This window comes from Streptomyces sp. NPDC104307 (genome assembly GCF_055584045.1).
Genome location: NZ_JBVJMU010000006.1, coordinates 300,663 through 325,585 on the forward strand (window position 1 = coordinate 300,663; position 24,923 = coordinate 325,585).

Genomic DNA, 24,923 nt, shown 5'->3' on the forward strand with positions numbered 1-24,923 from the left:
GCGGATCTCCCTCGTTGCGCACACCGCCGGATCCCCCGAATGATCACGCTAAGGGGAGGTCGGCCCGTCCGCATGCGGGGAGCTTCGCCGGGGAGGCGAGGGGAAGGCGGCCTCACACCTCCTTCGCGGGCCAGTCCAGCAGCCGGGCCCCGATCACCGCCGTCTGAAGGGTGTAGCGGTGCATCGGGTCGGAGGGGTCGGAGCCGGTCAGCTGGTGGATGCGCTCCAGCCGGTAGGTGAGGGCGCGCACGCTCAGCGCGAGCCGGCGGGCCGTCTCTGCGGCGACGCAGCCCGACTCGAAGTACACGGACAACGTCTTGAGCAGCGGTTCCGCCCCGCCCCGCGCCTCCTGGAGCGGACCCAGCTCGCTGCGCACCAGATCGGACATCGCCTGTCTGTCCCGGGTCAGCACCGGGTAGACCAGCAGATCGGCGGAGTACAGCACCGGGTCGTCCAGGTCCATCCGGTCGGCGAGATCAAGGGCGTCGAGCGCCTCGTCGTACGACTGGACCACTCCGCCGGGGCCCCGGTGGGCACGGCCGACGGCGACCCGTCCGCCGTCCGTCGCCGCGTGCGCCTGCTTGGCGAAGTACCTCAGGACGTCGGGCTGACTGCCGGGCGCGATGCATATCAGCCGTCCGTCCTTCGTGGTGATGAGGATCTTCCGGCCGCTGAACCGGGCCAGCAGCGCCGACTCCACCTGCCGGGGCACGGCATCCGTCTCGGTGTACGCCTCCGGGCCCGCCGCCACCGCCACCGCATGGGCGCGCGAGAGCCGCAGCCCGAAGCGGGTGGCCCGCTCCGCGAGCCGGCCCAGGTCGCTGCGCCCGTACAGCAGGTCGTCGATGAACTCCCGGCGGGCCGCCTCCTCCCGCCGCACGGTGAGCCGCTGGGCCCGCTCGAAACCCTCCGCGAACGCGTCGACCGCCTGTTCCGCCGCGGCCAGCACGCACTCCGTGACCGCCGCCACGGTGGCCGCCGTGGCGCCGGGAGCGGCGCCCGGCCAGGCGGTACGGGTCTCGGCCAGGTGCATCCGGACCAGGGCGCGCAGCTGGTGTCCCGCCTCCGCGGCCTGCCTGCCCAGAGACCGGCGGACCTCCAGCTCCTCCCGGGTGAGCCGCCGCCCGGTGACGGCCACATCGCCCAGGATCTGGGCGTATCCCTCCAGAAAGCTGTCGGGAATCTCCGGCTCAGGCACAGCCCGCCTCCAGTTCTGACTCGTTGCTGACATATACCCAACGCCTACGGCCCGGTGCCGGTGCCCGGCATCGAGGACGGAGAAAGATTGCCGTACTCCGGCAATGCGACGGCCCGTCACCGGATGGCACGATCCAGTCAGCACCGACCGGGGGACCACGGGGGAAACACGGGGGTGCTACGGGGGACGGGGGACGACCCGGCTGCCGCGGTACCGCTCCGGCGGTGCCGCGGCACCGCGGTCTTCGCCGGACCGCGCGCAGACGCCGGCAAGTCCTGCCGGCGGGACGGCAGGGGGTGGAACGATGAGCGAGTTCCTGACAGCGACGTTGTCCTTCCCGGCCGTTCTCTTCGCCGCGGCGCTCGTCGTCGTGATCGCCTTCTGGCTGCTCGTGCTGGCCGGGGCCGCCGACCACCACGCGTTCGACGCGGACCTGGACGCCGATCTGGCCGGGGTCGGCGGTGTGCCGGTCACCGTCTCGGTGTCCGTCATGGTGACCGTCGCCTGGTTCGCCTCGCTGACCGGTTCGGTGCTGCTGCACCGCAGCACGGTCACCGGTACCCCCCGGGCCGCGCTCGCGCTCGGTATCCTCGTCGGCGCGCTGCTGATCGCCTGGGCCGTGGTGCGGGTGCTCGTGCACCACTTCCGCCGCTTCTTCCCGGACCAGCCTCCACCATCGCGCCAGGACTTCCTGGGCCGGGTGTGCACGATCCGCACCGGCTCCGTCGGTCCGGACTTCGGCCAGGCCGAGGTCGCCTCTGCCGACGGGTCCACCGCGATCGTCCAGGTCAGACAGTTGCGGCCGGCCGACGCGGAGCTGACCTCCGGGAGTTCCGGGCTGCTGTACGCGTACGACGAGGCGGGTGAGTTCTTCTGGGTCTCGCCGTACGACAAGGCGCTCGACCCGGGGCCGCCGCAGCCACTGCCCGCGCACCGGCGGCGCGCTGCCCCCGGCCACACCGGCTGAGCCGGCCGCGTCCGCGTGTCGCGTGTCGCGTATCGCGTATCGCGTATCGCACGGCTCGTCTCCAGCGACGCGTCCGTGCTGCGGGACCGCGCCGTCTGTCCGATACCTCAATCTCCGTACGGCATGTCCGTACCCCATGTCCGCACCGCATGTCCGCACCACCCGTGCGTGCTGCCGCGACCCGCTCGCCGGGGTGCTGAGCCGCGCGCCCCGCCTCCCCATACCTCTCATTTTCCGTACCACCAGCCGCCAAGGACTGTCATGGAAGCCATCTCCTTGGGCCTCGGCCTGCTCATCGCCGTGGTCCTGCTCATCGCGATCGCCCTGCTGCTGATCGTCACCCGGCTCTTCCGCAAGGTCGAGCAGGGCAAGGCCCTGATCATCTCCAAGACCAAGAAGGTCGACGTGACCTTCACCGGTGCCGTCGTCCTGCCGGTGCTGCACAAGGCCGAGTCGATGGACATCTCGGTGAAGACCATCGAGATCCGGCGCACCGGGCGCGAGGGCCTGATCTGCCAGGACAACATCCGCGCCGACATCCACATCACGTTCTTCGTACGGGTCAACAAGACCGTCGAGGACGTCATCAAGGTCGCCCAGGCCATCGGGACGGAACGGGCCAGCGACAAGGTCGCGATCCAGGAGTTCTTCGCCGCGAAGTTCTCCGAGGCGCTCAAGACCGTCGGCAAGCAGCTGGACTTCGTCGATCTGTACACCAAGCGCGAGGAGTTCCGGGACCGGATCATCCGGGTCATCGGCACCGATCTGAACGGCTACCACCTGGACGACGCCGCGATCGACTTCCTTGAGCAGACGCCGATGACGCAGCTGGACGGCGCCAACATCCTTGACGCGCAGGGCATTCGGAAGATCACCGAGCTGACCGCGATCGAGCACGTGCGCACCAACGAGTACCAGCGCACCGAGCAGAAGGAGATCACCCGGCAGGACGTGGACGCCCGGGAGACCATCCTGGAGCTGGAGCGCCGCCAGGCCGAGGCCGAGATCAAGCAGCGCCGCGAGGTCGAGACGCTGCGGGCCCGCGAGGAGGCGGTGACCGCCCGGGTCCAGGAGGAGGAACGCCTCGGCGCGCAGGGCGCGTTCATCAAGACCGAGGAGCAGCTCGGCATCCAGCGGGAGAACCAGGCGCGGGAGATCGCGGTCGCGCAGAAGAACCGCGAGCGGGTCATCGCGGTCGAGAACGAGCGCATCGAGAAGGACCGGATGATCGAGGTCATCGGGCGCGAGCGGCAGACCGAGCTGAACCGGATCGCCGCGACGAAGGAGGTCGAGGCCGAGCGCCGCGAGGTCGCGGACGTGATCCGGGAGCGGATCGCGGTGGACCGTACGGTCGCGGAGCAGGAGGAGTCCATCAAGACGCTGCGGTCCGTCGAGGAGTCCGAGCGCACCCGCAAGTCCGTGATCATCGCCGCGGAGGCGGAGGCGCAGGAGCTGCTGGTCAAGGACATCAAGGCGGCCGAGGCCGCAGAGGCCGCCGCCACCCACCGGGCGGCCGAGCAGCTCACGCTCGCGGAGGCCCGGCTGAAGACGGCCGATCTGGACGCCCGCGCGAAGCTGCGGCTGGCCGAGGGTGTCCAGGCGGAGTCGGCGGCGCCCGGTCTCGCGGATGTGCAGGTGCGGGACGCGGCGGCCGAGGTCATCGAGAAGACCGGCCTGGCCGAGGCCGAGGCGACGTCCGCCCGGCTCAGGGCAGAGGCGGAGGGCGCGCGGCTCAAGGCGCTGGCAGAGGCGGAGGGCACGCAGGCCCAGGCGAGCGCCGACGCGGCGATGATCGGCGAGAAGCTGAAGGCCGAGGCGGCGGGGCTCACCGACAAGGCGGCCGCGATGGCGGCGCTGGACGACGCCTCGCGCGGGCACGAGGAGTACCGGCTGCGCCTTGAGGCGGAGAAGGAGATCCGGCTCGCCGGGCTGGACGTGCAGCGGCAGGTCGCCGAGGCGCAGGCGACGATCGTGTCGGCCGGGCTGGAGAACGCGGACATCGACATCGTCGGCGGGGAGTCGGTCTTCTTCGACCGGCTGGTCTCGTCCATCTCCATGGGCAAGAGCCTCGACGGCTTCGTCGGTAACTCGGACACGGCGAAGGCCCTCGCGGGGCCGTGGCTGAACGGCACGTCGTCGTTCACGGACGACCTGACGAAGGTGCTGGGTTCTGTGTCGTCGGGTGATGTGCAGAACCTGACGGTCTCTGCGCTGCTGATGCGGATGATGGCGGCGCCGGGGGCGGGGGGCGTGGGTGCGGACCAGGTCCGCGAGCTGCTGGAGCACGCCCGCGCGCTGGGCCTCGCGGACATGCGCCTGGGCGACGTCCAGATCCCGGGCCCGGCCGGCCCGGCCGCCCGCAACGGTACGCCTGTGGCGTAGCCGCGCCACCTGAGCCAGGCCTTGTCCTCAATCGCCGGACGGGCTGGGATTGCCCCGGCCCGTCCGGTGACCGCCCACGCGCGAACCGTCCGGACAGTTCAAGCCCGTCCGGCGATTGAGGACGGACGGCCGCCACGGACAACCCGCACCCCCGCAGAAACCGACCCCCCACTCAAGCCCGTCCGGCGATTGAGGACAAAAGCCCGACGCCCCGGCGCCGTACATCCGCCCACCCCGCAAGGAGCCGTACCGCATGGACACCGGAACCCCGCCGCCCCCGGGCGGCCCCGTGGAGGCCGGGGCCTACGACGTGCTGCGGAGGCGGCTCGCCGCGCAGGCCACCGAGCTGACCCGCAGGGCCGAGGCGCTCAACTCCCGCCGTACCGAGGAGTTCGGCTCCACCGCGCTGCGCCTGCTCGGCGGCAACGAGCGGATCCGTACCGAGCAGCCGTCCACCCCCCGCGACCTCGTCGCGCTCCGCGGCCACCTGCTGTTCGGCTTCCAGCGCGGCCCGGGGCGGCGCGACGAGCCCGCCGTCGACGACGTACTCGCGCTGTACGAAGCTGAGTTGGACCCCGGCACGGACCCGCTCCTCACCGACGAGGCGTTCGTCCGCGAGTTCGACGGGCTGCACCGCTACTACCGGGACGCCCGGCTGCTGCGGCTGCGCCGTACCGAGGGCAGGCTTCTCGCGGTGTTCCGGACCGGCGAGAGCGCGAAGGACATCAGGGTCCTGCGCTGGGCGCTCAACGCGGACGGCTCGCCCGGCGCGTTCCTGGACGCCAGGGGCGAGCGCGACCACGTCTTCCCGCCGTCGCACGACTTCACCTGGACCGTCGCCGGGCGCGAGGCCCACATCGCGGGCCCGCATCCGCACATCGCGATCGGGGGGACGGGCGACGGCTGCGACGCGCGGCTGTTCGTCTCCACCCTCGGCGGCCACCTCACCGTCAAGACAGAGAACGACACGGACACCCCGGACGGGATCTACCAGGAGCCGGTCACCGAGCCGCTCCAGTCGCTCGCGGACGCCGAGGTCGAGTACGCGGAGCTGGGCCCGCTGGTCCTGCTCCGCATCCGCCCGTACAAGGAGGAGGCCGCGCGCCACCTCGTGTACAACGCGCTCCTCGGCACGGTGCTGCGGCTGGACGGCATCGGGCCGGCCTGCCACCGGCTCCCCGAGGACCAGGGGATCATCTTCCCCGGCGGCTTCTACCTGACCACCGGCGCCGCCAAGACCTTCGACATCGCGCGGCCGCTCACCGAGCCGGTCTTCGAGGGTGCCGTCCGCTCCCCCAACGGCGAGGACGTGCTGTACGCGTTCCGCTCCGGAGACGGGGACGGGGGCGGCGACGGGGACGACGGCCGCAGCCTGCTGCTCCCGTACAACGTGATCCGCCAGGAGGTCGCCACCCCGCTCCAGGGCCGGGGCCACGCCCTGCTCGACGACGGGACGCTCGTCCTCCTGCGGGAACCGGTGGAAGGCCCGGACGCCGGACCGGCGCGGGTCCACCTCCTCCAGCGCTGGCAGACGCCGTACGTCTCCGACACCTACGCCGCCTCCCGCCCCGCCGGCACCGGACCGCTGGCCCGGATCGGCAACGCGGACTTGGTGCGCGGCATCTCCGACTGCCTCGCGCTCGCGCACAGCGCGGACGGAACCACCCCGACCGCTGCGGTCTACGAGCGGCTGGTGGCCGACTGCACCCGCGCGACCGACCGTTACCACTGGCTGAGCGACACCGAACTGGGCGATCTGGCGCAGCCGTTGACCGCGCTCCGCGACACCGCGCAGCAGGTGCTCTCCGAGTTCGAGGGTGTCCAGGAACTGACCCGGCAGGCCGCCGAGGCGCTGGACGCGGGCGCGGAGCGGATCAGCGCGCTGGTGCGCCGGGTACGCGGCGAGGCCCCGCAGTCCGCCGCCGACTGGGTCACCCGTCTCACCGAACTCCGGGGCGCGCACGGCCATCTGGCCACGCTGGGCGAGATGCGGTACGCGGACACCGAGCGGATCACCGAGCTCACCGCCACCACCGCGGACGACCTCGCGTCCGCGGGCCGGCGCGCGGTCGCGTTCCTGGCCAGGGACGACGCGTTCGCCGGGTACCACGCGGACATCGCCCGCCTCGACGAGGAGGCGTCGGAACTCGCCACCGTGACGGACGCCGCCTCGCTCGGTGACCGGCTGACGGGGATGACGGACGGGCTGAGCACGGTCACGGACGTCGTCGCCGGGCTGGACATCGGTGACGGCGTGGTCCGCACCTCGATCCTGGAGCGGATCGCGGAGGTGCTCGGCGGGGTGAACCGGGTCCGTGCCGTCCTGGACGCCCGCCGCCGCGAGCTCCTGGACCACGAGGGCCGGGCCGAGTTCGCCGCCGAGTTCGCCCTGCTGGGGCAGGCGGTGACGGGTGCGCTGGCCGCCGCCTCCACGCCGGAGGCCTGCGACGAGCAGCTCGCACGGCTGCTGCTCCAGCTGGAGAACCTGGAGGCGCGGTTCACCGAGTTCGACGACTTCCTGACCGCGCTGGGCGAGCGGCGGACGGAGGTGTACGAGGCGTTCTCGGCCCGCAGGCAGACCCTCCAGGACGCCCTCGCCCGCCGTACCGAACGCCTCGCCCAGTCCGCCGCCCGGGTGCTGGACACGGTCTCCCGCCGCAGCGCCGCACTGCCCGACGTGGACGCCGTCCACACCTACTTCGCCTCCGACCCGATGGTCGCCAAGGTCCGCCGTACCGCCGCCGAACTGCGCGAACTCGGTGACGCGGTAAGGGCGGAGGAGCTGGACGGGCAGCTGCTCGCGGCCCGCCAGGAGGCCGGACGGGCGCTCCGCGACCGCAGCGAGCTGTACGCGGACGGTGGGGCGACCGTCCGCCTCGGCCGCCACCGGTTCGCGGTGAACACCCAGCCGTTCGATCTGACGCTGGTCCCGCAGGGCGACGGGCTCGCGTTCGCCGTCACCGGCACGGACTACCGGATGCCGGTGACGGACCCGGACTTCGGCGCGACCCGCCCGTACTGGGACCAGCAGCTGCCCTCCGAGTCCCCGTCCGTCTACCGGGGCGAGCACCTGGCGGCCCGGCTGCTGGCCGAGCACGGCGCGGACCGGCTGGCCTCGCTGGACCCGGTCGAACTCGGCTCTCTCGTACGGGAGTCGGCGGCGGAGGCGTACGACGAGGGGTATCAGCGCGGTGTCCACGACGAGGACGCCACCGCGATCCTGACCGTGCTGCTGCGGCTGCGCGCCGGGGCCGGGCTGCTGCGCTGCCCGCCCGCGGTCCGGGCCGCCGCCCAGCTGCTCTGGGCGCACGGTACGGACGACGCCCGGCGGACCTCCTGGACGCTCCGGGCCCGTTCGCTGGCCCGCGCCCGCGACACCTTCGGGCTCGCCCCGGCCGTCGCCGCGCTCCAGGAGGAGTGGGCGGACGCCATCGGGGGCGAGGGCGCGCGGGCGGTCGCCTCGTACCTCTTCGAGGAGCTGACGAGCGGCCCTGAGGGGTTCGTGACCAGCGCCTCGGTCCGCACCTTCCTGGACAAGTTCCGTCGTACGACCGGCACTTCGGCGTATGACGAGGAGCTCGCGGCCCTCGCGGACGATCTCCCCGCCCGCCGCCAGCTCGTCGAGGGCTGGCTCGCCTCCTACTCCCGCGCGAGCGGCGCGGAACTGGACGCGGGCGATCTCGCGGAGGCCGTCGCCGTGGAGCTGTGCCCGGAACCGGCCGTCCGCCGGTACGAGGGCGAGGCCCCGCTCACCGCGACCGTGGACGGGCTCCTCGGCGTCCACCCGCGCGTCGACCGGGGCCGGCTGCCGGTCCGGATCGACGAACTCCTCTCCCGTACCGATCAGTTCCGCGAATCCACCGTCCCCGGCTTCCGCGCCTACCAGCGCCGGCGCACCGCGCTCGCCTCGGCCGAGCGCGCCCGGCTGCGGCTGGACGACCACCGTCCGCGCGTGATGTCCGCGTTCGTCCGCAACCGGCTGCTCGACGAGGTGTACCTGCCGCTGATCGGGGACAGCCTCGCCAAACAGCTCGGCACGGCGGACGCCGACCGGCGCACGGATTCGCAGGGCCTGCTGCTGCTCGTGTCGCCGCCCGGCTACGGCAAGACGACGCTGATGGAGTACGTGGCAGACCGGCTCGGGATGGTCCTCGTGAAGATCAGCGGCCCGAACCTGGGCCACGACGTGACGTCACTGGACCCCGCGCAGGCGCGGAGCGCGACCGCGCGCCAGGAGATCGAGAAGATCAACTTCGCCCTGGAGGCGGGCAACAACACCCTCCTCTACCTCGACGACATCCAGCACACGTCACCGGAACTGCTCCAGAAGTTCATCCCGCTCTGCGACGCCACCCGCCGGATCGAAGGCGTGCGGGACGGCGAGCCGCGCAGCTACGACCTGCGGGGCAAGCGGTTCGCGGTGTGCATGGCGGGCAACCCGTACACCGAGTCCGGTGAGCAGTTCCGGATTCCCGACATGCTCGCCAACCGGGCCGACGTGTGGAACCTCGGCGAGGTGCTGAGCGGCCGCGAGGACGTCTTCGCGCTGAGCTTCGTGGAGAACGCGCTGACCGCGAACCCGGTACTGGCCCCGCTCGCCGGACGCTCCCGCGAGGACCTGGCGCTGCTGCTGCGGCTCGCCACCGGCACGGAACCCGCCACCGCCGCGCACCGGTTGCAGCACCCGTACACGCCCGCAGAGGTGGAACGCGTCGTGGCCGTGCTGCGCCATCTGCTCACCGCCCGGGACACCGTTCTCGCGGTCAACGCCGCCTACATCGCCTCTGCGGCGCAGACGGACGCGACGCGCACGGAGCCGCCGTTCCGGCTCCAGGGCTCGTACCGCAACATGAACCGGATCGCGGAGCGGATCGTGCCCGTGATGAACGACGCCGAACTGTCCGACGTCATCGACGACCACTACGCGGGCGAGGCCCAGACGCTCACCACGGGCGCGGAGGCCGCCCTGCTGAAGCTCGCCGCGCTGCGCGGCACCCTCGATCCGGAGCGGGCCGCCCGCTGGTCCGCGATCACCGCCGGATACGTCCGCAGCCAGGCGCTCGGCGGCCCGGACGGCGACCCCGTGACCCGTGCGGTGGCCGCGCTCGGACTGCTCGCGGACCGGATCGCGGCGGTGGAGACGGCGATCAGCCGGGCGGCCGATCCCCGCCAACTCCTCGCCCGGCCAACGCCCGGAACACCCGGGGATGCGCCCTAGGGTGTTCGGAAGGGAACAGGCATGCTGGGTCATGTGACCCCACTCCCGCAGCAGCCCCAACGCTCCCCGTTCTCCGGCCACATGGTCGTCTGCGGTGACGACGCGCTCGCCCAGCGGCTCGCCGTGGAACTGCGCTACGTCTACGGGGAGCGGGTCACCCTCGTCCTGCCGCCGGGGCCCGATCCGAGCCGGCCGGAGGTGGCGCTGACCGGGCGCGGGCGGGCGGCGGCCCTGTTCGGCCGGATGTCGTCGGCGATGAGCCGCAACGGCGGGAACGGCGGCGGTAACCCCGACAGCGACACCAACGCCGGGGTGGAGGCGGTGCGCATCCTCCAGGCGCACGAGCCGTCCGACGAGGCACTGGAGGAGGCCGGTGTCGACACGGCCGCCGCGCTCGCCCTGGTCTACGACGACGACGAGCGCAACATCCGCGCCGCGCTGACCGCCCGCCGGCTCAACCCCCGTGTCCGGCTGGTGATCCGGCTCTACAACCGCAAGCTCGGCCAGCATCTGGAGGCCCTGCTCGACCAGGCGGCCGCCGTCGCCTCTCCGGGGCTCGACCACACCGCGCTGGACGCCTCCACCACCGTCCTGTCCGACGCGGACACCGCCGCCCCCGCCCTCGCGGCGACCGCGCTCGCCGGATCCAGCAAGGTGATCCAGGCGGAGGGCCTGCTCCTGAGGGCGGCCGAACGCACCCCGCCCCGCGACGGCCAGGTCGCGGACCCGGGCCTGTGCACGCTGGCCCTGCTCTCCTCCACCACCCACGACCCGGCGGGCACCGAGGGCTCCGACAGCAGCGGCGACGAGGGCCCCCGGCTGCTGCCCGACCAGACCGAGGTGGCGGCGGCGACCGGGCGCGGCACCATCGTCCTGGAGGCCGTCAGCCGGAACGGCGCGAACGCGCGGACGCGGCGGATGGGTGGCAGGAGCGCCCCGCTGAGCCAGTTCTTCTCGCGCCGGCTGCGCTGGTCGGCGCTGGGTGTCGGCACGGCCGTCCTCGGGCTCGCGGTGGCGTCCACGTTCACCACCGGGGACAAGCCGCTGCACGCCGCGTATCTGACCCTGCTCGACCTGTTCGCCATGGGCGACCCGGCCATCGGTGACCCCACGGCCCGTCAGGTCATTCAAATCCTGTCCGGTGTCGCCGGGTTGATGCTGCTGCCGCTGCTGGTGGCTGGGGTGCTGGAGGCCTTCGGATCGCTCCGCACCGCCTCCTCGCTGCGCCGTCCGCCGCGCGGACTGTCCGGACACGTGGTGCTGCTGGGCCTCGGCAAGATCGGCACCCGCGTCCTGGTCCAGCTGCGCGAACTCGGCATCCCGGTGGTCTGCGTGGAGGACGACCCGGACGCGCGCGGCATTCCGGTGGCCCGGCGGCTGCACGTGCCGGTGGTCATCGGGGACGTCACGCAGGAAGGCGTGCTGGAGGCGGCGAAGATCCGGCGTTCCCGCGCCCTGCTCGCCCTGACCAGCATCGACACCACCAACCTGGAAGCCGCGCTGTACGCCCGCTCGGTCAAGCCGAACCTGCGGGTGACGCTGCGCCTGTTCGACGACGAGTTCGCCACCGCCGTCTACCGCACCCTGCGCACCGCCCACCCGCAGGCGCTGACCCGATCCCGCTCGGTCTCCCATCTGGCCGCGCCCTCGTTCGCGGTCGCCATGATGGGCCGGCAGATCCTGGGCGCGGTGCCGGTCGAGCGGAAGGTGATGCTGTTCGCCGCGGTCGAGGTGGCCGGGCACCCGCAGTTGGAGGGCCGGACGGTGGAGCAGGCGTTCCGCTCCGGCGCCTGGCGGGTCCTCGCCCTGGACGTCGCCCCGCCCGCCGACCGCCGCCCGGACCTGGCGGCGCCCGTCCCGCCCCCGCAGGCACCGGGCACCGGCACCGGCGCGGAGCAGCGGCCCGGCGGCCTCGTGTGGAACCTGCACCCCGGTTACGTACTCCAGCCCACCGACCGGGTGGTCATCGCCGCCACCCGACGCGGTCTCGCCGAACTGCTGCGCAGGCGGAGCTCGTTGACGAACCGCTGACACCGAGGCCCCCGGGCCCGTCGAGGCCCCTCACCGCCGCCCGCGACCCGCGTAATCTTGCTCACCCACCCATGGTGAGGGGAAGCGCAGAAGATGCTCAACCTGCAGAGTCTCGACCCGCACACGCCGATGTTGGCGCAGTTCAGGGAGAAGACCGGGCCCATCGTCCTGGCCAACACCTTCCTGGTCCCGGAGGAGAGCGCGGAGGCTTTCCTGCCCCTCTTCAGGAGGCAGGTGGAGTTCATGAAGGCTCAGCCGGGATTCGTCTCCCTGCGGATGCACCGGGGGACGGGGGACAGCCGGCTGCTGATGAACGTCGCGGTCTGGGAGTCGACGGAGGCGCTCGCCACGGCGTTCGGCAGTCCGGAGTTCCAGCGCATGGCGGCCGAGTTCCCCGACGATGTCGTGTCGTACCCGCACATCTTCGAGCAGGTCGACGTATGACACGGCAGCCCGCCTGACGCCGTCGGCCGAGGCGGCCGGCCCGCGGGCCGTCCCAGCCGACGGCGCTCATGGCTCACCCCGCGGTACGCGTCCCGGCCAAGGCCCCCATTACCTCCCGCACCTGCGTCAGAGTCGCGTCGGCGATGGCGTTGGCGCGCTCGTTGCCTGCCCGCAGCACGGACCGTACGTATCCCATGTCCCGTGCGTACTCGGCCCGTCGGGCGCGGATCGGGGCCAGCCGGGTGTTGACCGCGTCGGTCACCGTCCGCTTCAGGTCGGCCGCGCCCCCGCCGCCGATCTCCTCGGCCACGGTGTGCGGATCGCGGTCGAGGCAGAGGGCGGCCAGCAGCACCAGTCCGGACACGCCGGGCCGCCCCTCGGGGTCGTAGGTGATGTGCCGCTCCGCGTCCGTGGTGGCGCCCTTGACCAGGCGGGCCGTCTCGTCCGCATCGGCGCCGAGCGCGATGGAGTTGGCGCGGCTCTTGCTCATCTTGGTGCCGTCGGTACCGAGCAGCTGCGGCACGGCGGAGAGCAGCGCCTCGGGTTCCGGGAAGACGTGACCGTACCGCTCGTTGAACCGCCTGGCGACGGTCCGGGCCACTTCGAGGTGCGGCAGCTGGTCCTTGCCGACCGGCACCAGGTTGCCCTTGCAGAACAGGATGTCGGCCGCCTGATGGACCGGGTAGGTGAACATCAGCCCGCTGACGGAGTCCTGCCGGGAGTGCGCGATCTCGTCCTTGACCGTGGGGTTGCGGCCGAGTTCCGCGACCGAGACCAGGCTCAGGAACGGCAGCATCAGCTGGTTGAGCGCGGGCACGGCGCTGTGGTTGAAGATCACCGAGCGTTCCGGGTCGATGCCGACGGCCAGGTAGTCCAGCAGCAGCCCCTCCATGGTCGCGGTGAGCCGCTCGGCCACGTCCCGGTCGGTCAGCACCTGGTAGTCCGGAATGACGATGAACGTCTCCACCCCGAGATCCTGGAGCCGCACCCGGTTGTGGAGCGTGCCGAAGTAGTGCCCGAGGTGCAGCGCCCCGGTGGGCCGGTCGCCGGTCAGGACCCGGAATCTCTCCGGGTACCGCCGGATCCGGTCCTCCAGCGCGATGTCCGGTGCGGCGTCGGCGTCGGCCGCGGGCGTGGCCGTGATCGTGGTCGGGGCAGTGACCGTGGTCATGGTCATGAGTGGTCTCTCCTCGCGTCGGTGTGTGCGTGGAGGACGGCCCACCGGGCGGGAAGCCCGTACCGGAAGAGGGCAGAGAAAAAGGGCCGTCCGTATCGAACGGCCCTGGTCCCGCGCAGAAGAGGTGGCCGCTCCTAGAAGGAGCGCCACCAGTTCCGGCACGGTACGGAGGTCATGGCGCGATGGTAACGCGCCATAACCCCCGCGTCACGGCACTTCTCGCCACCGCGTCGGCGAAGCGGACTTCCCACTGCCCTTCCGGCGCGGGAGGCGCTGCCCGGTCGCCGCGACCCGCAGTCATGCGAGCTCCCGCGGGTCGGGCGCCTGGCCGTAGTCCTCCTCGTGGTCCCTGGTCAACGCGGCCAGCAGTTCGGGGTCGGAGTGGACCTCGGCGCTGTGCTGCCACGCGGTGAGCATCTGGGCGACTGAAGCGCTGTTGCCGATCGAGTCGGCGGCGCGCATGGTGTCGACCAGTTCGACGGCGAATGCGTGGACATCGGGTTCAGGCAGGAACCGGACCCAGGGGAACGCGTCCGGCAGTATGTCCAGGAGCAACTCCATGCTGCCGGGCTCGCGTCGCGCCATGGCGGCGAGCATCCGGGTGGCCGCCGACACCACGCTCCGGTCCTGTTCGGCCCGTACCGCCGTGGTGAGGACCAGATCCTCGCCGTCCCTGCGGTGCAGCAACAGCTGTGGTGACTCGTCCAGCCGGGCAAGGGTCTGCTTGTTCTTGTTCACCAGCTCGGAGAAGTTCACGGCAGCGCTCTGATTGCTCATGACTTTGAAAGTACTTCGAAAGTCCTGCTCCGGCTATCGCCCGCACGAGTGGCGCGGAATCAGTCCCCCTCACGCACTCCGCAGCAGCCCGACCGTCCCCGCCAGGCCCTCGTCGCCGTGGCCCTGGGCCACGCGGCGGCGCATCAGGTCCATGTACGGGGTGAGGAGCCGGGGGTCGACCGACTGGCCCGCCGCCGTGGCCAGGAGGGTGTCGTTGGCCGCCGCCATCATGGCGAGGTTGGAGGCGACCCCTTCCGTGTAGTCGCCGCTCTCCAGCTGGGCGGCCATCGCCTGGGCCGAGCCGGTCATGGCGCGCAGCCAGTCCGTGAGCAGGGCGGCGAACGCGGTCCGGTCGAGGTCCTTCTCGCCGTCCACCAGGGCGAAGGCGTGCGCGATACCCGCGAACATGCCGGTCATCGCGCTGAGCAGGGCGACATCGTGCAGCGCCGCGTGCCCGGGGTCGCCGCCGGTGAACTTCGCCCCGGCGGGGGCCTCCAGCGTTGCGCGGTGGCGCTCGAACAGCGCGTGGTCACCGCTGTAGAAGACGTAGCCGCCGGTCTCCGGGCGGCCGATCATCGGGGGTACGGCCATGATCCCGCCGTCCAGGAAGCGGGCCCCGCGCACCTCGGTCCGGCGGGCCAGCTCACGGGCCTGTTCCGGGGTGCTGGTGGTCAGGTTGACGAGGTCCTTGCCGCCGAGGTCGACGCCGTCCAGGACTTCGGCCACGGAAGTGTCGTCCAGCAGGCAGAGCACCACGGGCCCGGTGGCCGAGGCGATCGCGGCGGCCGGGGTGGGCGCCGTGCGGGCGCCCTCGCGGGTCAGCGCGTCGGCCCTGGCCGGTGTGCGGTTCCAGACGGTCAGCGGGTGCCCGGCGGCCAGCCAGGCGCGGGCGAGGGCGGTGCCCATGTCACCGAGACCGAGGAGGGTGACAGGGGCTTGGGAAGAGGTGTCGTGGTCCATGTCCCACAGGCTCGTATCCGCCCGTGAGGCGATCAAGTACGCACTATTTTGTGGGTGGTTACCCTAAACTCAGTGGGTGACCCGGCGAGACAGCTACGTGTGCGGCATCGACGCGGCGATCGACGTGGTCGGCGGCAAGTGGAAGGTGCTCATCCTGTGGGCGCTGGACGTCGAACCCTGCCGGTTCGGTGAGCTGCGGCGCGCGCTTCCCGGCGTCACGGAGAAGGTCCTCGCCTCGCATCTGCGGGAGCTGGAGGCGGCGGGCATCGTCTCCCGCGAGGAGGCCTTCGAGGGAGCGGTGCGCCGCGTCACGTACGGCCTCACCCCGCTCGGCACGTCCCTGAACGCGGCACTGGCTCCGCTCGGGGCCTGGGGCAGGGAACACCTGCTCGGCGGGGACCCACAGCACCCGCAGCACGCCGAAAGCACCGGCGAGCGGTCCTGATACCGGCATCCCGCTTGAGCGCAGCCGTCCGTAGCCGCTCGTAGCTCTTCGCGACCGTCCGTGTGCGATGGCTGGAACCCGTTCGATCCCGTGGAATAGGGAGGTGGGGCACTCCGTTGTAGGGTGTGTTCACATAGTTCAACGTTCAACAATATTGGAGGCGGGCGCCATGCAGTTCGGGATCTTCACCGTCGGGGACGTCACCACCGACCCGACGACCGGCCGGACGCCGAGCGAGCACGAGCGGATCAAGAACACGGTCGCCATCGCGCGGAAGGCGGAGGAGGTCGGCCTCGACGTCTTCGCGACCGGCGAGCACCACAACCCGCCGTTCGTCCCGTCCTCCCCCACGACCACCCTCGGCTACATCGCCGCCCGCACCGAGAACCTGATCCTGTCCACGTCCACGACGCTGATCACCACCAACGACCCGGTGAAGATCGCCGAGGACTACGCCACGCTCCAGCACCTCGCCGACGGCCGCGTCGACCTGATGATGGGCCGGGGGAACACCGGGCCGGTCTACCCCTGGTTCGGCAAGGACATCCGCCAGGGCATGCCGCTCGCCATCGAGAACTACGCCCTGCTGCACAAGCTGTGGCGCGAGGACGTCGTCGACTGGGAGGGGAAGTTCCGTACCCCGCTGCAGTCCTTCACCGCGACCCCGCGCCCGCTGGACGGTGTGCCGCCGTTCGTCTGGCACGGCTCGATCCGCTCCCCGGAGATCGCCGAGCAGGCCGCGTACTACGGCGACGGCTTCTTCCACAACAACATCTTCTGGCCCATCGAGCACACCGCGAAGATGGTGAACCTCTACCGGCAGCGCTACGCCCACTACGGGCACGGCACCGCAGAGCAGGCCATCGTCGGACTCGGCGGCCAGGTCTTCATGCGGAAGAACTCGCAGGACGCGGTACGGGAGTTCCGCCCGTACTTCGACAACGCGCCGGTCTACGGGCACGGCCCCTCGATGGAGGACTTCACCCAGCAGACGCCGCTGACCGTCGGCTCCCCGCAGGAGGTCATCGAGCGGACGCTGTCCTTCCGGGACACCGTCGGCGACTACCAGCGCCAGCTGTTCCTGATGGACCACGCGGGGCTGCCGCTGAAGACCGTCCTGGAGCAGCTCGACATCCTCGGCGAGGAGGTCGTACCGGTGCTGCGCAAGGAGTTCGCCGCCCTGCGGCCGGCCGGGGTCCCCGAGTCCGCGCCCCTGCACCCGGCGGTTCTCGCCGCCACCGCCGCAACTACCACCGCCCCTGCCGTCGCGAAGGAGAGCTGACCGTGTTCGCCACCGAACCACTGAGGATCGTCGCCGTCTCGGCCGGGCTGAGCAGCCCGTCCTCGACCCGGCTGCTGGCCGAGCGGCTGGCCGGGGCCGCCCGGGAGCGGCTGGACGCCGAGCAGGACCGCCCGGTCGAGATCCGGGTGATCGAGCTGCGCGACCTGGCCGTCGAGATCGCCAACCACCTGGTGACCGGGTTCCCCTCGGCCGCGCTGGAGGAAGCGATCGGCGCGGTGACGGGGTCGGACGGGCTGATCGCCGTCAGCCCGGTCTTCACCGCCTCCTACAGCGGACTGTTCAAGTCGTTCTTCGACCTGGTCGAGAACACCGCGCTGACCGGGAAGCCCGTCGTCGTCGCCGCGACCGGCGGCACCGCCCGGCACTCGCTGGTGCTGGAGCACGCCATGCGCCCGCTCTTCGCCTATCTGCGGGCCGTCACGCTGCCGACGTCGGTGTACGCGGCGTCGGAGGACTGGGGCTCTTCGGGCGATGAGTACGCCGACGGCCTGCCGGCCCGGATCCGGCGCGCGGGCGGCGAGCTGGCGAGCGCGATCACCGGCGGGCGGGCCGTCTCCGGGGCGTCCAGGGCCCTCGGCGTGGACGACGAGGTGGTCCCGTTCGAGCAGCAGCTCGCCGGTCTCGGGCAGGCCTGACCGGCCCGAGCGCTGTGGTTTCGTCCGGTTTGACTACAGTTGGGCGGGAGGGTGCGCCACGCGGCAGCCGCACGGCGCACCCCCGTACAACCGAGCAACGAGCAACGAGCAACGAGCAACCGAGCCGAACCGAGCTGGAGGCAGAGATGGGCAGGATCGTGGTGGGCGTTGACGGCTCAGAGTCGTCGATCAAGGCACTGCACTGGGCCGTACGCCAGGCGGAGCTGACCGGTGACACGGTCGAGGCCGTCAACAGCTGGGAGTACCCCGCCACCAGCTGGGCGTCCATGATGCCGGGCCTGCCGGAGGACTTCGACCCGCAGGCCATGGCCACCGTCTCGCTCACCGAGGCGCTGGAGGAGGCGCTCGGCGCCGTGGGGGCCGCCGCGATCAGCAAGGTCGTGGTGATCGGCAACCCGGCGCAGTCCCTGCTGGACCGGGCCGAGGGCGCGAACCTGCTGGTGGTCGGCGCGCGCGGATACAGCGGCTTCAAGGCCACCCTGCTCGGCTCGGTCAGCCTGCACGTCACCCAGCACGCGGCGTGCCCGGTGACGGTGGTCCGCAGCTGACGCCCGACGCCCGACGCGGACGGTGCCCGCGCGGCTGACGCCCGACGCGGCGCGAGTACGGGGCGGGCCCGCACGGTCATCACGACCGCGCGGGCCCGCCCCGTAACGCCGTCACGACCCCACGGCCCCGCCCCGTACCGTCACAGCGCCACCACGTCCGCCACCGCGCACGCCGCGTTGTCGGGGGCGCCCGCAGCGGCGGCCAGTCCGAGCAGCTCGCGCACCGCCGTGCCGGGGCCGTCCGCCCCGGCCAGCACCCGGGCCAGTTCCGTACCGGCCACGACCGCCGAGATCCCGTCGGAGCAGAGCAGGTAGCGGTCACCGGGGCGGGCGTCCCGCACGTCCAGATCGGGTCCGGAGCCGGCCGGTCCGCCGCCGCCCAGCGCCTTGAGCAGCAGCGCCCGCTGCGGGTGCGAGACGGCCTCCTCCTCGGTGAGCGAACCGTCGTCGATCATCGACTGGACCAGGCTGTGATCGTGCGTGATCCGGAACAGCTCGCCCCCGCGCAGCAGATACGCCCGCGAGTCCCCGATGTGCACGAGCCCCAGCTGCGCGCCCGTCCACATCAGCGCGGTCAGCGTGGTCCCCGACTCGTCGGGCGTTCCGCTTCCCGCGCTGCCCGCGAGCGCGTCCCGCACCGCCTGCGCGGCCTGCTCCGCCGCGTCGTGCAGGAGGTTCAGCAGCCCCGCGGCCGGTACCGCGCCCCGCGCCACCGGTTTCAGGGCCTCGATCGCCGCCGTGCTCGCCCCCGCACCGCCCGCGCCGAAGCCGTCGGCGACCGCGAGCAGCCGGGCACCGGCGTACACCGCGTCCTGGTTGGTCTCCCGCACCGCACCGGTCTCCGTGCGTGCCGCGTACCGGATTCCGAGCGTTCCCACCTGAGTCATAACTTCCTCCGTCGACAGCTGGTCGATGAGGAAGGCCGCGAGATCGCGCCGGGCCGCCGTTTCTGCCTCGACCTGCGCCCAGTACCCCCGGATCGCGGCGGCGGCCGCGCCGTCGTCCAGCGCGATCACCTCCGTGATCCGGGCGAGCGGCATGCCGATCCGGCGGAGCCAGGCCACCAGCCGGGCCGTCCGCGCCTGCGCCGGGTCGTAGTACCGGTAGCCGTTCACCGGGTCGACCAGGGCGGGCTCCAGCAGGCCCAGCTCGTCGTAGCGGCGCAGCGCCTTGGCGGACAGCCGGGAGAGCCGGGCGAACGCCCCGATCGTGATCAGTGCCGCTTCGGGCGGCCGCCCGTGCCCCTGGTCCGTCACCTCGTGCACCTCGTGCCTCCTCATACCGGGCGGTGCTCGCCCGGCACGCCGATCCTTGGCCTTCCCCCGCGGAGAAGGTCAAGGATCGTAGACGCAGGACACGGCGGAGGGGCGTGGCGGGCGCGCCCTCAGCTGCGGCGGGTGTAGAAGGCGTAGAACGAGGCCGCCAGCATGGCCGCCCCGGTCAGCAGCCCCAGCACGGAGGCCGCGAGCACGCTCTTGCCGGACAGGCTGTAGAGGAAGCCGATCGAGCCGCCGAAGAGGACTCCGTAGGCCGCCGCCGCCTGCTCGACCGGCAGCCGCTTCTGTACCCGGCCCAGTCCGAAGCAGAGGACGGCGAGAACAGCGCCGGAGATCAGTCCGAGGGCGAGCTGCCCGCCGGTGAGCACACCGCCGCCCCGGACGATGGACGTCGCGTACCAGCCGAGGACCACCCCGAGCGTGACGGGCAGCGCCCAGCTGGTGGTGGACCGGTGCTGGGCACGCGCTCGCACTCCGCGTGCCTGCACAGAAGCATGTGCGGCCATGACGGGAAGCTCCTTCCGTCGCCCCCGCTGTCCATTTCCGTCCCCCTCTGTCTCCCTCCAGAGCACACCTGGTCGCGCCTCCCGGCAACTCGAATGGCTCATGGCCCGAGCGTTCCCGGCGCATCCGGGATTCCCTGGTGAGGTGCGGACCTACTTCTCGACGGCACTCTCGGCGGTACTCCTGGTGCTGCTCGCCGTCCTGGTGCCGCTGAGCGCGCTCTCCGCCTGGGTCGATCTGGAGATCGACGACACCGACCGCTACGTCGCCGCCGTGGCGCCGCTCGCCTCCGACCCCGATGTGCAGAACACCGTGGCCGACCTGATCACCGACGAGGCGATGAAACAGATCGACGTCGGTCCGCTCGGGGACACCGTGCGCGGCTTCCTGCACCAGGCCGTGCGGTCCTTCACCACCACCGACGCCTTCCAGGCCGCCTGGAACGCCGCCAACCGCACCGCCCACGAGGCCGTCACCGCCGCACTGGACGGCGGCAGCGGCGAGAGCGTCACCATCGACCTGGCCCCCGTGACGGAACAGGTGAAGCAGAACCTGCTGGACAACGGGGTGCCGTTCGCCGACCGCATCCCCATCGAGCACACGGACATCCAGATCGTCTCCGCCGACCGGGCCGACCAGCTGCGGCAGAGCTTCCGGTGGCTGCGCGCCGCGAGCATCTGGCCCGCCGTCGGCACGCTGGTGTTCGCCCTGCTGGCCGTGGTCCTGGCCTGGGTGCGCGGCGGGCCCGGCCGCCGGGGCTCCGCGCTCGCCGCGCTGGCCGCCACCGCCGTCGCCGGTACCGGCTTCGCGGCCGGCGCGCTGCTGCTGCGCGGGGCGCTCGCCTACGCCCGCAACCGGGTGCTGGCCGAGGTGCCGGGCAACGAGACGGACGGGGCGGCCGCGGTCTACGACGCGCTGACGGCCTCCCTGCGCACCACGGTGTGGATCGTCTTCGGTACGGGGCTGGCCCTGGCGGTGTGCGCGGTCGCGGCACGGATCTGGGCCCAGCGGGTGCTGCCGCCCGCGCCACCTGTGACGCCTGTGCCGCCGCCCGACGTGTGACGGATGCGCCCCGTGGGCGCCGACGTGCGGGTGCGGGCGGGCCGGGGAAGAGTGGGTTGCGTGCACTGCCGGGGGCGACTGGAAGGTGTTCCGCATGCGAGCCATCGCCGTCGGCGCGTTCCGGTCCTACCCCGCGCTGGTGGAGCTCCCGAAGCCGGAACCGGCACCGGGCGAGGTACGCGTGCGGGTCGAATACGCCTCCCTCAACCCCTCCGACTGGCAGACGGCCGACGGCTCCCCGGACGGGCAGGCCCCGCCCGTGTTCCCGTTCATGGCCCCGCCCGTGTTCCCGTTCGTCGTCGGCGTGGACTTCGCGGGCCGGGTGGACATGATCGGCGGCGGCGACAACCGCTTCCGGGTCGGTGACCGGGTCTTCGGCCGGACCGGGCCGCCGGCCGGCGCCGGTACGTACTGCGACTACGTCTGTGTCCCGCAGGACGCCGCGATCACGCTCGTCCCGCTCGGTCTGGACGCCAGGACCGCCGCCGCGCTGCCCTCGGCCGGGATGGCGGCCGCGCAGATCCTGGAGACGGTGGTGCTGCGCGGCCACGAGAGCCTGCTGGTCATCGGCGCGGCGGGCGGTGTCGGAAGCTGCCTGACCCAGCTCGCCAGGGCCCGCGACCTACGCGTCGTCGCGGCGGTGCGCGGCGACGAGCGCTCCCGGATGGGCTCGCTGGGCGCCGCCACGACGATCGACACCACCCTGGGCCCGGCGGCCGAGTCGGTGCGCTCCGTCTGCCCGGACGGCATCGACGCGCTGGCCGACCTGGTCTCCGACACCCCGGAGGCCTTCGCCGCCCACGCCGCGGCGGTCAGGGCCGGCGGTATCGCGCTCAGCACCCGGGGCGTCGCGGGCGCGGCCGCGCTCCCCGAGGGCGTGTGCGGCATCGACTTCCGGCTCGACCCGAACCCCGTACTGCTGGACGTCCTGGCGGCGGGCGCGGCGGAAGGAGTGCTTCGCGTACCCATCGACATCGAACTCCCGCTGGAGAAGGCCCCGCAGGCCCTGGACCGCAACCGGACGGGCGGGGCCCGCGGCAAGACCGTCATCGTGCTGCGCCACCACGGCCACCGCTGAACCCCGGACGCTGAAGACCCCAGGAACCGGACCGCTGAAAACCCCAGGAAGAGGACGACACCATGAACGAGCAGGAGCACGACATCATCGGCGGCATCGACGGACTCGTCGCGGAGGAGCGGAGCCTGCGCGACCGGGGCGGCCGCGATCCGGGCCTCACCGCCGACGAGCAGAAGCGGCTGCGTACGGTGGAGGTCCGGCTCGACCAGTGCTGGGACCTGCTGCGGCAGCGTCGCGCGCTGAGCGAGTTCGGGGAGGACCCGTCACAGGCCCGGGTCCGCCCGGCCGACGAGGTCGAGGGATACCGCAGCTGACCGCTGAGCACCGACGAGGGGGCGCGTTGACCGACAGTGGCACCGGTAACGGCAGTGGCACCGGTCGTGGGAGTGGCACCGACACGGACACCAGCACCGGTTCCGGCACAGGTTCCGTCGCGGCACCGCGGCGGGGGATGCCGCCCGTCTGGCTCCGGTACGGGCTGCGCCCGCAGCCCACCCCCGTCCCGTGGGCCGCCGTCGGCCGCGCGTCCGTCGCCCTGGCCGCACCGCTCGCCGTCGGATTCGCCGTCGACCGGCCGGTGTACGGGGCGCTCGTCTCGATGGGCGCGCTCTCCGGCGTGATCGGTGACACCGCCGACGCGTACCGGATGCGCATCCTCAACATCGCCGTGCCGCAGGTGTTCGGCGCGCTCGGCATCATGACCGGCACCCTGGTGTACGGGACCGGCTGGGCCGCCGTCGCCGTGCTGACGGTCATCGGGCTCGTCTCCGGGATGATGTCGACGATCGGCGCCGTGGCCTCCGTATCCGGTCTGCTGCTCCTGCTCAACTCGGTGGTGGGCGCCGGACTTCCGATGCCTGACCCCTGGTGGGTGGCGCCGCTGCTGCTGACGCTCGGCGGACTGTTCGTCCTCGTACTCACCCTGCTGGCCTGGCCGCTGCGGCGGAAACTGCCGGAACGGGTCGCGGTCGCCGGGACGTACCGCACGGTCGCGGACCTGCTCGCCGCCGCCGGTACCGGCTCGTACGAGGAGAAGCGGCAGGCCGTCACCGACTCCCTCAACACCTCCTACGACCTGGTCCTGGCCCGGCGCGCCCGCTACCACGGCCGCAGCGGCGCGATGGTGCGGCTGCTGTCCCAGCTCAACGTCGTCATCCCGCTCGTCGAGGCCGCCCCCGCGGTGCACCTGCGGCGGCGGCCGCTGCCGCCCGAGATCCCGGCGGCGGTGCGTTCGCTGGCCGACGACATCGAGGAGAGCCGTACCGGCGGCGGCGAACCCGCCCTGCCCGCGCCCGAGTCACCCGCCACGCTCGCCGTGGACAGCGCGCTGCGGCACGCCGCCGTCGTCGTGCACAAGGCCGAGCCCGACCCGTACAACGTCGACGACCGGCTCGGCCGTCCGGCCGCGCTGGGCGTACGGGTCCGGCGCGCGACCCGCAACGTCCTGCTGTCCGGGCCCTCCTGGCGGTACGGGCTGCGCCTCGCGCTCTGCATCGGGCTGGCCCAGTCGCTGACCTCGCTGTTCGACGTCCCGCGCTCCTACTGGGTGGCGCTCACCGTCACCTTCGTCCTCAAGCCCGACTTCGGCTCGGTGTTCTCCCGCGCGGTGCTGCGCTCCGTGGGCACGGCGGCGGGCCTCGTCATCGCGGCGCCGGTGCTGGCGGAGGTGCCGCTCGGCTGGTGGGACGTGCCGGTGATGATGCTCCTCGCCGCGCTGATCCCGGCGTTCACGGCGAAGGGGTACGCCTTCCAGACGGCGGCCATCACGCCGGTCATCCTGCTCCTGTCTGACCTGCTGAACCACCAGGGCGTGCACCTGGTCTGGCCGCGCTTCCTGGACAGCCTGATCGGCTGCGGCATCGTGCTGGTGGCCGGATACCTGCTGTGGCCGGAGAGCTGGCACGCCCGGATCGGCCACCGGCTGGCCGACGCGGTGACGGACATCGCGGACTACGTGGCGTACGCCTTCGAGCCGGAGGCGCCCGGCGACCGGGCGGAGCGGGTCCGGGCGCGGCGCCGCATCTACCGCGATCTGTCCTCCGTACGCTCCGAGTTCCAGCGCGCCCTGACCGAGCCGCCCCCGACCGGCCGCCGGGCCGCCGCCTGGTGGCCCCTGGTCGTCGCGGTCGAACGCATCGTGGACGCCACGACCGCCGCCCGGGTACGCGTCAACCACGGTGCCCCGGAACCGGAACCCGCCGAGGTGGCCGAGGTGCAGCGGCAGCTGCGCGAACTGGCGTCGGGCATCAGGGCGAGCGAGGTCCTGGTGGAGGTACGCGCCGAACTCCCGGGCGACGAGGAGGGCGTACTGGCCCCGCTGCGCCAGGAGGTAGCGGCGGCAAGGGCGATCGCCTCCCCCGAGCCGTAGGAGAGTCCCTGACCGCCCGGCCACGAGCGGTCACTCGGCAGGCGGTTCTCCCCGCAGCCGCTCCATCTCGCGCCGGTCCCGCTTCGTCGGCCGCCCCGCCCCCCGGTCCCGTACCGGAACCTGGATCGCGGCCTCGCGCGGCGGCGGGGGAGGGCTGTTGTCGACGAAGCACTCCGCGGCCACCGGAGGACCGACCCGCTTCTTCACGATCTTCGACACGACCACCACCCGGTCCCGGCCCGCGTGCCGCAGCCGTACCTCGTCGCCGACGTGCAGCGCCTGGGCCGGCTTGGCCCGCTCGCCCGCCACCTTCACATGACCCGCGCGACACGCGGCGGCAGCCTGCGCCCGCGTCTTCGTCAGCCGGACCGACCAGATCCAGACGTCGACCCGAACACTGCCCGCCGCCTGCGGCGCCTCACCGGAAACCATGCTCGCGACTCTAGGGCCTATCCGACCCTGATCCGCCGGACAGGCCCTAGTGCGCCCGATGTCCACAGGCTCCGGACGTATCCGTCAACCAGGCAA

Annotated in this window: 20 protein-coding genes; 13 read left to right on the plus strand and 7 right to left on the minus strand. The window is 72.5% G+C overall.

What is annotated here, in order from left to right:
• Positions 1-112 precede the first annotated feature (112 nt).
• Positions 113-1,198 (minus strand): PucR family transcriptional regulator, encoded by a 1,086-nt coding sequence (locus ACZ601_RS18710; RefSeq protein ID WP_440574594.1) that lies wholly within the window; start codon positions 1,196-1,198, stop codon positions 113-115.
• Positions 1,199-1,502: 304 nt separating this feature from the next.
• Between ACZ601_RS18710 and ACZ601_RS18715 the strand changes: the two genes are divergently transcribed.
• From ACZ601_RS18715 to ACZ601_RS18735, 5 genes are all read left to right on the plus strand, one after another.
• Complete coding sequence (locus ACZ601_RS18715) at positions 1,503-2,165, plus strand: hypothetical protein (protein ID WP_469539134.1); 663 nt, start codon at positions 1,503-1,505, stop codon at positions 2,163-2,165.
• 261 nt (positions 2,166-2,426) lie between these two features.
• Positions 2,427-4,547 (plus strand): flotillin family protein, encoded by a 2,121-nt coding sequence (locus ACZ601_RS18720; protein ID WP_469539135.1) that lies wholly within the window; start codon positions 2,427-2,429, stop codon positions 4,545-4,547.
• Positions 4,548-4,800: 253 nt separating this feature from the next.
• Positions 4,801-9,765 (plus strand): DNA repair ATPase, encoded by a 4,965-nt coding sequence (locus tag ACZ601_RS18725; protein WP_469539137.1) that lies wholly within the window; start codon positions 4,801-4,803, stop codon positions 9,763-9,765.
• A 21-nt stretch (positions 9,766-9,786) separates the two neighbouring features.
• Positions 9,787-11,796 carry an NAD-binding protein gene (locus ACZ601_RS18730; RefSeq protein WP_469539139.1) on the plus strand — a complete coding sequence of 670 codons (2,010 nt, stop codon included), beginning with the start codon at positions 9,787-9,789 and terminating at the stop codon, positions 11,794-11,796.
• A gap of 93 nt (positions 11,797-11,889) precedes the next feature.
• Positions 11,890-12,240, plus strand: coding sequence for an antibiotic biosynthesis monooxygenase family protein (locus ACZ601_RS18735; RefSeq protein ID WP_469539141.1), 351 nt, complete (start codon positions 11,890-11,892; stop codon positions 12,238-12,240).
• 73 nt (positions 12,241-12,313) lie between these two features.
• Here ACZ601_RS18735 and trpS read toward each other — a convergent pair whose 3' ends face one another.
• The 3 genes from trpS to ACZ601_RS18750 form a co-directional block, all read right to left on the minus strand.
• Positions 12,314-13,417: a tryptophan--tRNA ligase gene (gene trpS, locus ACZ601_RS18740; protein WP_469539142.1), complete on the minus strand. Its 1,104-nt coding sequence runs from the start codon at positions 13,415-13,417 to the stop codon at positions 12,314-12,316.
• Between the two features lie 297 nt (positions 13,418-13,714).
• The gene (locus ACZ601_RS18745) at positions 13,715-14,194 is read right to left on the minus strand and encodes a hypothetical protein (RefSeq protein ID WP_440575465.1); all 480 of its coding nucleotides are present in this window, start codon (positions 14,192-14,194) and stop codon (positions 13,715-13,717) included.
• Positions 14,195-14,263: 69 nt separating this feature from the next.
• On the minus strand, positions 14,264-15,154 hold the full coding sequence (locus ACZ601_RS18750) for an NAD(P)-dependent oxidoreductase (RefSeq protein WP_469539144.1): 891 nt from the start codon (positions 15,152-15,154) through the stop codon (positions 14,264-14,266).
• 76 nt (positions 15,155-15,230) lie between these two features.
• Between ACZ601_RS18750 and ACZ601_RS18755 the strand changes: the two genes are divergently transcribed.
• From ACZ601_RS18755 to ACZ601_RS18770, 4 genes are all read left to right on the plus strand, one after another.
• The gene (locus tag ACZ601_RS18755; RefSeq protein ID WP_469539148.1) at positions 15,231-15,599 is read left to right on the plus strand and encodes a winged helix-turn-helix transcriptional regulator; all 369 of its coding nucleotides are present in this window, start codon (positions 15,231-15,233) and stop codon (positions 15,597-15,599) included.
• Positions 15,600-15,768: 169 nt separating this feature from the next.
• Positions 15,769-16,881 (plus strand): LLM class flavin-dependent oxidoreductase, encoded by a 1,113-nt coding sequence (locus tag ACZ601_RS18760; RefSeq protein ID WP_469539149.1) that lies wholly within the window; start codon positions 15,769-15,771, stop codon positions 16,879-16,881.
• 2 nt (positions 16,882-16,883) lie between these two features.
• A complete protein-coding gene (locus ACZ601_RS18765; protein WP_469539152.1) occupies positions 16,884-17,537 on the plus strand; it encodes an FMN reductase in 654 nt (217 codons plus the stop codon).
• A 146-nt stretch (positions 17,538-17,683) separates the two neighbouring features.
• A complete protein-coding gene (locus ACZ601_RS18770; protein WP_073733380.1) occupies positions 17,684-18,106 on the plus strand; it encodes a universal stress protein in 423 nt (140 codons plus the stop codon).
• Between the two features lie 140 nt (positions 18,107-18,246).
• Here the strand turns inward: ACZ601_RS18770 and ACZ601_RS18775 are convergent, their stop codons facing one another.
• Both ACZ601_RS18775 and ACZ601_RS18780 read right to left on the minus strand, forming a co-directional pair.
• Positions 18,247-19,362, minus strand: coding sequence for a MerR family transcriptional regulator (locus ACZ601_RS18775; protein WP_469539510.1), 1,116 nt, complete (start codon positions 19,360-19,362; stop codon positions 18,247-18,249).
• 128 nt (positions 19,363-19,490) lie between these two features.
• Positions 19,491-19,889 carry a hypothetical protein gene (locus ACZ601_RS18780; protein WP_469539155.1) on the minus strand — a complete coding sequence of 133 codons (399 nt, stop codon included), beginning with the start codon at positions 19,887-19,889 and terminating at the stop codon, positions 19,491-19,493.
• A gap of 142 nt (positions 19,890-20,031) precedes the next feature.
• Here ACZ601_RS18780 and ACZ601_RS18785 point away from each other — a divergent pair, with 142 nt between their 5' ends.
• The 4 genes from ACZ601_RS18785 (at position 20,032) to ACZ601_RS18800 (ending at position 24,395) form a co-directional block, all read left to right on the plus strand.
• On the plus strand, positions 20,032-20,949 hold the full coding sequence (locus ACZ601_RS18785; protein WP_440578189.1) for a hypothetical protein: 918 nt from the start codon (positions 20,032-20,034) through the stop codon (positions 20,947-20,949).
• A 94-nt stretch (positions 20,950-21,043) separates the two neighbouring features.
• Positions 21,044-22,027 (plus strand): NADP-dependent oxidoreductase, encoded by a 984-nt coding sequence (locus ACZ601_RS18790; RefSeq protein ID WP_469539158.1) that lies wholly within the window; start codon positions 21,044-21,046, stop codon positions 22,025-22,027.
• A gap of 62 nt (positions 22,028-22,089) precedes the next feature.
• On the plus strand, positions 22,090-22,341 hold the full coding sequence (locus tag ACZ601_RS18795) for a DUF2630 family protein (protein ID WP_469539162.1): 252 nt from the start codon (positions 22,090-22,092) through the stop codon (positions 22,339-22,341).
• Between the two features lie 137 nt (positions 22,342-22,478).
• The gene (locus ACZ601_RS18800) at positions 22,479-24,395 is read left to right on the plus strand and encodes an FUSC family protein (RefSeq protein WP_469539165.1); all 1,917 of its coding nucleotides are present in this window, start codon (positions 22,479-22,481) and stop codon (positions 24,393-24,395) included.
• Positions 24,396-24,425: 30 nt separating this feature from the next.
• Here the strand turns inward: ACZ601_RS18800 and ACZ601_RS18805 are convergent, their stop codons facing one another.
• Entirely contained in the window at positions 24,426-24,827 is a 402-nt protein-coding gene (locus tag ACZ601_RS18805) for an RNA-binding S4 domain-containing protein (RefSeq protein WP_327337842.1), read from the minus strand.
• Positions 24,828-24,923 lie beyond the last annotated feature (96 nt).

Excerpts from the sequence above, each read along its gene's own strand:
- ACZ601_RS18715 (WP_469539134.1), top strand. The coding sequence starts at position 1,503 with ATGAGCGAGTTCCTGACAGCGACGTTGTCCTTCCCGGCCGTTCTCTTC.
- ACZ601_RS18720 (WP_469539135.1), top strand. The coding sequence starts at position 2,427 with ATGGAAGCCATCTCCTTGGGCCTCGGCCTGCTCATCGCCGTGGTCCTG.
- ACZ601_RS18725 (WP_469539137.1), top strand. The coding sequence starts at position 4,801 with ATGGACACCGGAACCCCGCCGCCCCCGGGCGGCCCCGTGGAGGCCGGG.
- ACZ601_RS18730 (WP_469539139.1), top strand. The coding sequence starts at position 9,787 with ATGCTGGGTCATGTGACCCCACTCCCGCAGCAGCCCCAACGCTCCCCG.
- ACZ601_RS18735 (WP_469539141.1), top strand. The coding sequence starts at position 11,890 with ATGCTCAACCTGCAGAGTCTCGACCCGCACACGCCGATGTTGGCGCAG.
- trpS (WP_469539142.1), bottom strand. The coding sequence starts at position 13,417 with ATGACCATGACCACGGTCACTGCCCCGACCACGATCACGGCCACGCCC.
- ACZ601_RS18745 (WP_440575465.1), bottom strand. The coding sequence starts at position 14,194 with ATGAGCAATCAGAGCGCTGCCGTGAACTTCTCCGAGCTGGTGAACAAG.
- ACZ601_RS18750 (WP_469539144.1), bottom strand. The coding sequence starts at position 15,154 with ATGGACCACGACACCTCTTCCCAAGCCCCTGTCACCCTCCTCGGTCTC.
- ACZ601_RS18760 (WP_469539149.1), top strand. The coding sequence starts at position 15,769 with ATGCAGTTCGGGATCTTCACCGTCGGGGACGTCACCACCGACCCGACG.
- ACZ601_RS18770 (WP_073733380.1), top strand. The coding sequence starts at position 17,684 with ATGGGCAGGATCGTGGTGGGCGTTGACGGCTCAGAGTCGTCGATCAAG.
- ACZ601_RS18780 (WP_469539155.1), bottom strand. The coding sequence starts at position 19,889 with ATGGCCGCACATGCTTCTGTGCAGGCACGCGGAGTGCGAGCGCGTGCC.
- ACZ601_RS18790 (WP_469539158.1), top strand. The coding sequence starts at position 21,044 with ATGCGAGCCATCGCCGTCGGCGCGTTCCGGTCCTACCCCGCGCTGGTG.
- ACZ601_RS18795 (WP_469539162.1), top strand. The coding sequence starts at position 22,090 with ATGAACGAGCAGGAGCACGACATCATCGGCGGCATCGACGGACTCGTC.
- ACZ601_RS18800 (WP_469539165.1), top strand. The coding sequence starts at position 22,479 with ATGCCGCCCGTCTGGCTCCGGTACGGGCTGCGCCCGCAGCCCACCCCC.
- ACZ601_RS18805 (WP_327337842.1), bottom strand. The coding sequence starts at position 24,827 with ATGGTTTCCGGTGAGGCGCCGCAGGCGGCGGGCAGTGTTCGGGTCGAC.